Here is a 1,593-nt window from a genome sequence, read left to right as displayed (position 1 = left end):
GTATCCATTCAGGCTCGTTGTTGATCGTGTCTGGTTTGGGGTAGACGCGCCGGTTTCGCAGTGATTGTGGATGTTGTCAGGCAAGGATCGTAGTTTGAGCTCGTGTCCGACCCCCGGGACCCCAGCCGTGAGGAACTGCTGGCTGCCGTTGCAGAACTGCGGGCAGCGCTCGCGGAGCGGGATGCGGTGATCGCGGCCTTGCTGGCGGAGATCGGGCAGTTGAAGCGGCGGGCGGGGATGGATTCGTCCAACTCCTCGATGCCGCCCAGCTCGGACGGTCCGACGGCCAAGGCCAAGCGCGCCAAGAAGCCGAGGAAGCGCTCGCCTCGGCCGCGTGGTGGTCAGGCCGGGCACGAGGGGCATGCGCTGGCCTGGCGGGCCGACCCGGACCAGATCACCATCGTGACCCCTGCCGAGTGCGGCGGGTGCGGCCGCAGGCTCGACGACATCGAGGGCACGGTCGCCGCCCGAGTGCAGATGTTCGACACTCCACCGGTGAAACTCCAGGTCACCGAGTACCGGATGGTCAAGGTCGCCTGTCCGGGATGTCGGCGGGCGACCCGGGCAGCCACCCCGGCGGGGCTGGCCGGGCCCTGCTGCTACGGCCCGAACGTCCGCGCGGCCACCGCGCTGCTGGCCTGCAACGGGCACATGAGCATCACCCGCGCCGCCGACCTGATGGGCGTGCTGCTGGACGCACCGGTCTCCACCGGGTTCACCGGCGGGCTGGTCAAGCGCGTCGCCGGCCGGCTGGCCGGCTTCGAGACCGCGCTCAAGGAACGGTTGCGGGCCGCGCCGGTGCTGCACCACGACGAGACCCCCGCGCGGGTCGCGGGCGACGATGATGACCGGCTGCTGTATGTCTACACCGCCCGCGCCGACCGGCTGGCCTGGTTCGGCGCCGCCGACAACCGAGGCCACGCAGCGCTGGACGGTTTCGGGATCCTGCCTGGCTATCGCGGCACGCTGGTGCGCGACGACTACGCCGGTTACGCCAAGTACGACCGGCACGTGGCCGCGGTCCAGTTGTGCTGCGCGCATCTGCTGCGCTCGCTGCGCGGCATCGGCGAGCTGGACGAGCCCGGCAGCCGGGTACAGCGGTGCTGGACCGAGCCGGTGATGAGCGCGCTGACCGAGGCCAAGGCCGCGGTCGCCAAGGCCCGCGCCGACGGCGCCACCAACCTGCAGACGCAGGTCCTGGACGGGCTGCGCGCCCGCTATGACGAGGCGGTGGCCTGGGGGATCGCCACCAACACCCACCGCGACTGGCCCACCGGCCGACATCCCGGCTACACCCTGGCCAAACGGCTGCAGACCCGGGCCGCGCAGGTCTGGCGCTTCACCGCCGATTTCGCCGTGCCCTTCACCAACAACCCCGCTGAGCAGCCGCAGCGCATGGTCAAACTGCAGATGAAGGTCGGCGGCTGCTGGCGCAGCGTGCGCACCGCTGCCCGCTACTGCCTGATCCGCTCCTACCTCGGCACCGCCCGCAACCACGGCGTCCACCCACTCGATGCTCTCCGTGACGCGCTGGCCGGGAACCCTTGGATGCCACCCCAAAACGCCTGATCAATCACAGGCCTGAATGGATAC

The 1,593-nt window shown here is 70.3% G+C and carries 1 protein-coding gene; it reads left to right on the top strand.

What is annotated here, in order from left to right; translation table 11 throughout:
• The first annotated feature begins 102 nt into the window (after window positions 1–102).
• Complete coding sequence (locus AB0C16_RS39980; protein ID WP_357691352.1) at window positions 103–1,569, top strand: IS66 family transposase; 1,467 nt, start codon at window positions 103–105, stop codon at window positions 1,567–1,569.
• The last annotated feature ends 24 nt before the right edge of the window (window positions 1,570–1,593 follow it).

The organism is Nonomuraea sp. NPDC048916, from assembly GCF_040649575.1.
GTDB lineage: Bacteria > Actinomycetota > Actinomycetes > Streptosporangiales > Streptosporangiaceae > Nonomuraea.
Note: the sequence above shows the minus strand (reverse complement) of the source record. Positions and strands in the feature narration are given on the sequence as shown.